The 7,662-nt window shown below is 74.2% G+C and carries 3 protein-coding genes; 1 reads left to right on the top strand and 2 read right to left on the bottom strand.

Features of this window, described 5'->3' with window-relative positions; translation table 11 throughout:
- The coding region (locus tag GTW67_RS03880; RefSeq protein ID WP_346010553.1) for a cation:proton antiporter domain-containing protein at positions 1-304 on the top strand (304 nt) is incomplete at its 5' end.
- A gap of 22 nt (positions 305-326) precedes the next feature.
- Here the strand turns inward: GTW67_RS03880 and GTW67_RS03875 are convergent.
- On the bottom strand, positions 327-5,312 hold the full coding sequence (locus tag GTW67_RS03875; protein WP_161163377.1) for a DNA repair ATPase: 4,986 nt from the start codon (positions 5,310-5,312) through the stop codon (positions 327-329).
- A 79-nt stretch (positions 5,313-5,391) separates the two neighbouring features.
- Positions 5,392-7,425: an SPFH domain-containing protein gene (locus GTW67_RS03870; RefSeq protein WP_161163376.1), complete on the bottom strand. Its 2,034-nt coding sequence runs from the start codon at positions 7,423-7,425 to the stop codon at positions 5,392-5,394.
- Between the last annotated feature and the right edge of the window lie 237 nt (positions 7,426-7,662).

Here is a 7,662-nt window from a genome sequence, read left to right as displayed (position 1 = left end):
TCCGGTCTTCCTGCTGCTGGTCCTGCTGGTGCGCGGTGTCCCGGTGTACCTGCTGGCACCCCGGGACCTGGACCCCACCGACCGCAGGGCCCTCGCCCTCTTCGCCTCGACGTGCCTGCCCCTGGTCGTCGCGATCACGACCATCGGCGTCGACCAGAAGCTCCTCGGCTCGGACGAGGCGGCGTCCCTGGTCGGCGCCGCGATGATCTCCGTACTCGTCCTGCCGCTGATCGCGACGCGCCTGCGGTCGACGACTGAGAAGGCGGGGCCCGCGGACGCGGCGGAGGACGCCGAGGCATGGTGAGCGGGGCCCGGGGGCACGGCCGTCACGCCTCCGGCGTCTCCTGGTGCCGGGCGTGCACGCCTGACGGCCGGCCTCCCGGCCGCGCGGCGCGGTCGATCGCCGACTCGACCGCGCCGATCCGGTCCGCGAGCAGGCCGAGCGCGGCCACGGCCCGGGCCAGGGGGTCGTCGTCCGCGCCGCCCAGCGTCCGGCCGCGCACGTGGGCCGCCTTCACCTCGGCCCAGCGTGCCTCCCGCTCCGGCGTCAGGGTGCCGCGCAGCTCGGCCAGCTTCAACAGGTTCGCCTCGGCGCCCGTGGTGAGGGTCTGGGCCTCGGCCCGGTAGTGGTCCTCGATCAGCGCCGACAGTTCCGCGTCGTCCATGACCGGCTGGATCCGCTGAGCGATCTTGCGCATGTTGCGGTACGACCCCTGCAAGCGGAAGGGCGGTTCCGTGCGGGCGTCGTCCTGCTGGGCGGCGGAGGCGATGTACGCGGCGTTCACCGCGAGGACCGTGGCGCGGGCCGTGAGCAGATGGCGCAGCACCGCCAGGACGCGTTCCAGTTCGGCCGGCGCGTACGGGTGGGCGAGCCGGTCGACGCGGGCCGTGCCGTCGCCCTCGGCGAGGCGCAGCAGCAGGTCGAGGTCGGCGCGGTCGCGCCCGGCGAGCGGGGCGAGGACCGGGTTGGCCGTCAGGGCGTTCTCGACGAAGCTCAGCGCGAAGGCGTGCTGCTTGCCGGTGAGGACGTCGCCGAGGTTCCAGACGTCGGCGCGGTTGGCCAGCATGTCGGGGACCTGGAAGCGGCTGCCGGACTCGGTGTACGGGTTGCCGGCCATGCACACGGCGAAGCGCTTGCCGCGCAGGTCGTACGTGTGCGGCTCGCCGTTCCGCACGCCGTCGACGCGGCGGGTGGCGTCGCACAGCGGGATGAACTTCTGGAGCAGCTCGGGCGAGGTGTGCTGGATGTCGTCCAGGTACAGAAGGGTGTTGTTGCCCGCCTCCAGCGCGAAGTTGATCTTCTCGACCTCCTGGCGGGCGGTGGCGTTCGGCGCCTCGGCGGGGTCGAGCGAGGTCACGCCGTGGCCCAGCGCCGGGCCGCTGACCTTCACCAGCATCAGGCCGAGGCGGTCGGCGACGTACTCCACGAGCGTCGTCTTGCCGTAGCCGGGCGGGGAGACGAGCAGGAGGAGCCCGCCGCCGGCGGTGCGGTGCGCGGCGTCCGCGGTGCCGAGCTGCTTGGCGAGGCTGTCGCCGATCAGCGGGAGGTACACCTCGTCGATGAGCCGGTTGCGGACGAACGCCGGCAGCACGCGCGGGCGGTACTCGTCCAGGCGCAGCCGGGCCCGCTCGGCGGCCAGCAGGGTCGTGCGATGGTGCTGGTAGGCGCGGTGGCCGGGCAGGTCGTGGGTGCGGAACGCGCGGGTACGGGCGAGGAGTTCGTCGACGCGGACGGTGAGGGTGCCGTCGGTGAGGCGCGGGTGGGCGCCGAGCAGGCCGCGTACGGTCCGGGTGAGCGGGGCGTCGTGCGGGTAGCGCGGCAGGTCCGGGCAGAGCTCGGCGGCCACCGCCTCGGCCAGGTCGCCCGGCGTGGTCTCCGTGCCCGTGGAGGCCGTGTACGCGGTCAGCCAGGCCTCGACGAGCTGGCGGCGCGCGGCCAGGTCGCCGAGGGCGGCGACGTCCTCGTCGTAGGCCGGGCCGCCCACCGTGCGGCGGAACTTGTCCAGCAGCGTGCGCGTGCCGGCGCCGAGGACGAAGCCCTCGGGGCCGCGGGTCAGCTCCTCGAAGAGGTACGCCGCGGCGGCCTCAGCCGTCTCCCCCGCTCCCCCGGTCATGGCCTCCCCGGCCTCCCCCGCCTCCCCGGTCATGGCCTCCGCCAGTTCCCGCCGCAGGTCGGCGATGGCCGGCGCGAGCCCGAAGGTGTCCCGGGCGCGGGCCAGGGAGACCGCGCGCCGCCGCCAGTCCCGCCGGGCGTCCTCGGTCGTGCCGTGCGCCCAGAACAGCTGGGCGGCGGCGCGGGCGGCCGGCTCGTGGCGCAGCGGGCCCGCGTCGTCGTGCAGGTCCAGCAACGCGGTCAGGATCAGGGTGGCGTCGTGGTCGTGGACGCCTCGCTCGTACCCCTCGTCGTACGCCGCCTCGGCCGCGCTCCGCACGAGGGCGGGCAGGTCGTCGCACTGGGCGAGGACGGCCGGGCCGTGTTCGTCGAGGAGGCGGGCGGCGAGGTGTTCGGCGCGGTAGACGCCGGGCGACTCGGACGGCAGCAGCCGGTCCCAGTAGGGGCGGGTGGCCGCGAAGTCCGGGTCGGTGACCGGGGCGCGGTAGTCGGTGCCGGTCACGGCGAGGGCGAGGCCGTCGCCGTGCGGGACCAGGGTGAGGTCGAGGGGCTGGGTGCCGACGGCGAAGCGGTGGCCGCCCAGGCGCAGCGTGCGCCCGTCGTCGGCGTACAGGTCGGTACGGTCGCGCAGCGCGCGGGCCGCCTCCTGACGGGCGGCCTCCAGGCGGCCGTCGAGTTCCTCCGCCCGTACCGGGTCGCCGAGTTCGCGCAGTTCGGCGGCGGTGCGACGGACCTTGACGGGCATCGGGTCGGAGGCGAAGTAGGTGGTGACGGCGTCCGCGTCGGCGAGCGTGGCGGCGCGGCGCACGACCGTGCGCAGGACGCGGGCGGCGGAGTCCGCGAGGCGTTCGGCGCGGCGGGCGCGGGCGTCGGCGAGGGACTGCTTGCGCGCGGACAGCGCCTCGTGGATCTCGTCGCGCTTGTCGGCCAGCTCGCCGAGGAAGTCGTCGAACTCGGCGAACCGGGACTCCAGGTTCTCCACCTGCACCAGCAGGCGGGCGAGTTGCTCGTCGCACGCCTCGGGGCTGTCGGCGACCGCGAGGGCGCCGGTGACCGTCTGGCCGAGCAGCGCGAACTCGGCGGCGAACCCGGCGCGGCCCTCCTGGTCGAGCAGGGCGCGGCGGCGGGCGGCGAGGACGGCGCGGGCGCGGTTGACCCCGGCGAGGGCCTCGGCGACGCGCTCCAGGACGCCGGTGCGGACGGTGGCGTCACCGATGTCGAGCCCGGCGACGACCTCGGTCACCGTGGCGAGCTGCTCGGCGAGTTCGTCCAGGCGGGCGTCGAGGGGTGCGGCGCCGGCGGCGGTGCCGATCGCCCCGGCGTCGGCGACGAGCCGCTCGACGTCCGCGTGGTGCTCGGCGAAGGCGTCCTCGCGGGCCAGGTGGGCGACGGCCCGCTGCCCGAAGGCGGCCAGGTCGTCCTCGGCGCCGGCCGCCAGCTCGTCGATGCGGTCGCCGTCCGCGTACCGCATCTCCTTCAGGGTCAGCAGATGCCCCTGCGCGCGCCGCAGTTCGGCCAGTCCGTTGACCCAGGCGGCGGCCCCGCGCGGTGCCTCGCCGCGCAGCCTGCGGACGACGGCGGCGAGCCGGGCGGCGGCCTCCTCCAGCGCGTCGGACGCCTGCCGGGTGAGGGCCTGTACGTTCTCGAACTCGGCGAGCACCTGCTCCGCGGTCGCCCGCACCTGCCCCAACGGGTCCGCCAGGTCGCCCACTTCGGGGTCGCCGAGCCAGTGGTGGACGTCGGCCGCCCGGACGCAGGCGGCGGCGAGTTCCGCGTACACCCCGCCGGTCGGGGTGGTCTCCGTGGCGGCGCGGGTCACGGACAGGCAGTCGGAGATGCCCCGGACGAGGTCGGCGTTGCCGATGCGGGCCAGCGGGCCGCTGCCGGCCGGGCGGGCGGCCGCGTACGTGTCGGACACGAACGGGGAGGTCCACCGCTGCACCGGGTGCACCCGGGCCGGTTCGCCGCCGTCCTCGGTGCGCAGCAGGGTGAGCGTGCCGTCGTCGAACAGCGCCCAGCCGCGGCCGGACAGCGGGGCCGCGACCTCCTTGCGGATCAGGTTGTACGGCAGCAGCAGGGTGCGGCCCTGCGCGGGGTCCTGGAACGCGTACAGCACGTCCTCGCCGTTGGGCGAGCGCACCTCCCGCTCGAACTCCAGCCCCGTCACGTCGAGTTCGTACGTGCGGTGGGTGCCGGTGGCCAGGCAGTGGCCGCCGGGGAAGATGACGCCCTGGTCGTCGGGGAGGCGGCGGCAGGCCTGCCCGATGCCGTCGAGCCGGACGACCGTCCTGGTGAGAGTGTTGAACACCAGGTAACGGTCGGTGTCCTCCTTGTAGGGGCGTACGCGCAGCAGGATCAGCGCGCCCACCCGGGCGTGCGCGATGTCCGCGTCGGCGAGCGCCTGGAGCGGTTCGGCGACCGGCTCGCTGTAAATGCCCCCGGCCGTCTCGGTGTCGTTGTCCACCTTGACGGTGAGCGCCCCGCCGACGGCGGCGACGAACACCTCGCCGCCGACGGAGACGTGCGGGTGCCGGCCCAGGACGTGGTCCTCGCGGGTCGCGGCGGTCCACGTGAAGTCGTGCGCGGGCGGCAGGACGTGGTCGCGGTCGCCGCGCGCGTCCAGGAACGACGCCCGCCCGTCGTCGGTGAGGGCCCAGCGCAGTACGCGGATGTCGTCGGCCTTCTCGCCGGTGCGGAACACGGCGAGCAGCCTGCCCTCCACGCGGCGCAGCCGCAGCAGGGTCGCCTCGCGGTAGTAGCGGTACAGGGCCGCGAACTCCCGTACGAATGCCGGGTCGTCGAGCAGGCCCGGCACGGCGTCGTCGGGCAGCCGGTTCAGATCCCGGTCGTGCAGCGCGAGGACGTCGCCCACCGCGACCTCGGTCCGGGTCGCGAAGGCCGTGTTGTGGCCGAGGAGCAGCGCCCCGCCGACGGCCACCACGTCCTGGGGGACGCAGGCCCGCTCGGTCCGCAGCCGCTCCGTGCCGGCGAGTTCGAGCCCGGCCGAGCCGAACTCCTCGACCCGGCGAGTGTTCAACTCCTCCGCACGCCGGGCCAGTTCGGCGGCCTGCGCGGCGAGCCGGTCGCGGAGGACCTCGTAGGTGCCGGTGTCCAGCGCCTCCCGGGCGCCCTGGTGCGGGCCCGTGCCGGTGTCCGGTGCCGCGTGCGTGCTGGTGTCCGTGTCCGCCCCGGTTGCCATGGGGTTCCTTTCCGCGAGTGGGCTCCGGAGCCGCCCCTCCCCGTACGGCGGCTCCGGAGGACAGTGGGGGCCGGCCGTGTCAGCCCCGGGCGCTGCCGTTGAGGGACGTCAGCGGGGCGTCCGCGAGCCCCAGCTCCCCCGCCTTGTCGAGCAGCTTCTGCACCTGGCCGGCGTGCGCGTCACCCGTCTTCATCAGCTTCATCAGCAGCGCGGAGACGGTCAGGTTCTGCACGTCGGCCGTGGAGACCGAGCCGAGGACGCGGGTCAGGTCGTCGGTGAAGTTCGACGAGCCGTCCAGCCAGGGCCCGGCGAGGGCCTGCGCCGTCTCGGAGTGCTTGACGAAGCCGTCGACCCCCTTGCCGAGCGCCACCGAGGACATCAGACGGTCGAAGAAGACCGAGTCCCCGCCGACGATGTCGATGTCGGCGTTCTCCAGACCGGTGGCGAGCACCGTGGCCTGGGCCTCGGCGACCTGCCGCTGCACGTCCAGACCGGCGAGCCGGATGTCCTTCTCCGCCTCCAGGCGCAGCCGGTACTCCTCGTGACCGCGGGAGGCGTCGTCCAGGGCGGCCATCGCCGCGGCCTTCTCGGTGAGTCCGGCGGCCTCGGCCTTCAGCTTGCCGCCGATGGCCTCGGCCTCGGCGAGCGCCTTGGCCCGCGCGCCCTCGGCCTCGGCACGCATCCGGGCCTGGGTGGCCTCCGCCTCGGCACGGCCGGCCTTCTCGATGACGTCGGCCTCCTTGTCGCGGACCTGCACCGCGGCCAGCCCCTCGGCGGCGGCCTCGGCCTGGATGCCCTCGGCCATCCGCAGCTTGGCCTGCGCGTCCAGGTCGGCGCTCTTCAACCGGGCCTCGGCCATGGTGAGTTCCTCGGCGGCACGGTGCGTGGCCGCCACCTCCGCGGCCTCCGCGGCCTTGATGTCCTTGACCAGCCGCTCCTGCGCCTCCGCCTCGGCGGCGATGATCACGGCCTGCCGCTGCCGCTCCGCCTCCTCCACCGCACGGAGCTTCTTGATGGACTCCTCCTGCTCGGCGACCGTACGGTCCACGGCGACCCGCTCGCGGATGACCTCGGCGATCTCCCGCTTCTCCGCCTCGACCTCCTTGGACGCCGCGATCCGGGTCAGCTCGGTCTCCCGCTCCCGCGCGATGACCTCAAGGAGCCGGTCCTTCTCGATCCGCTCGTTCTCGATCGCGATGACCCGTTCCCGGTTCTTCGCGGCGACGGCGACCTCACGGGCCTGGTTCTCGCGCTGGACCCCGAGCTGCTCCTCGGTGCGCAGGAAGGCGCCCTGCGCGCGCAGCCGCTCCTCCTCCACCACCCGCGCCGTCTCGGCCTCCTCGCGGGCCCGCACGGTCTCGATCTCCCGGCGCTGCTTGATCTCGGCGTCCGTCTGGCGGCGCTCCAGCTCCAGGATGGCCTCCCGGGCGTCGACGTTCTGCCGGGTGATCTCCTTCTCCTCGGTGCGCTGGGCCTCGTTGGTGCGTACGTGCTCCACGGCCGTCAGTTCGGTGATCTTGCGGATGCCCTGCGCGTCGAGGACGTTGGCCGGGTCGAGCTGGGTCAGCGGCGTCTGCTCCAGGTAGTCGATCGCCGCGTCCTCCAGGTGGTAGCCGTTGAGGTCGACGCCGATGACCTCGATGATCCGGTACCGCAGTTCCTCGCGCTTGGTGTAGAGGTCGGTGAAGTCCAGCTGCTTGCCGACGGTCTTCAGCGCCTCGGAGAACTTCGCGTGGAACAGCTCCTGGAGGGTGTCGCGGTCGCTCGCCCGCGCCGTACCGACCGCCTGGGCGACCTTGACGACGTCCTCGACGGTCTTGTTGACCTTGACGAAGAACGAGATGCGGATGTCCGCGCGGATGTTGTCCCGGCAGATCAGACCCTCCTTGCCGGCCCGGGTGATCTCGATGGTCTTCACCGAGATGTCCATCACCTCGGCCCGGTGCAGCACCGGCAGGACGACCTGCCCGGTGAAGGTCACGTCGACCTTGCGCATCTTGGAGACGATGAGGGCCTTGCCCTGCTCCACCTTGCGGAACAGCCGGGAGACGACGAGGAGGGCCAGCAGGAAGAGGACGACGAGCGCTACCGCGCCCACGGTCATGGCATTCATCAGCACGTCCTTGGCGTGAGGAAGAGCGAGCCCGCTCAGGGCTCGGAGGTGTCACAGCGGCGGCCGGGTGCGGATACCGCACGGCACGGCGCCGCAGAGCTCAGGCAGCCGTCCGGGACGGCCGGGGTTCGTCGGGAGAGAGCCGCCGCCACACCGGCCCGACGGACCGGGGCGCGCGGGGGGCGGCGCCGGGCACGGCGACGCCGGCATCGACCGCGCCGGGCCCGGCGGGGGCCG

Origin of the sequence: Streptomyces sp. SID5910 (genome assembly GCF_009862125.1) — a bacterium.
In the GTDB taxonomy this organism is placed as follows: domain Bacteria; phylum Actinomycetota; class Actinomycetes; order Streptomycetales; family Streptomycetaceae; genus Streptomyces.
Note: the sequence above shows the minus strand (reverse complement) of the source record. Positions and strands in the feature narration are given on the sequence as shown.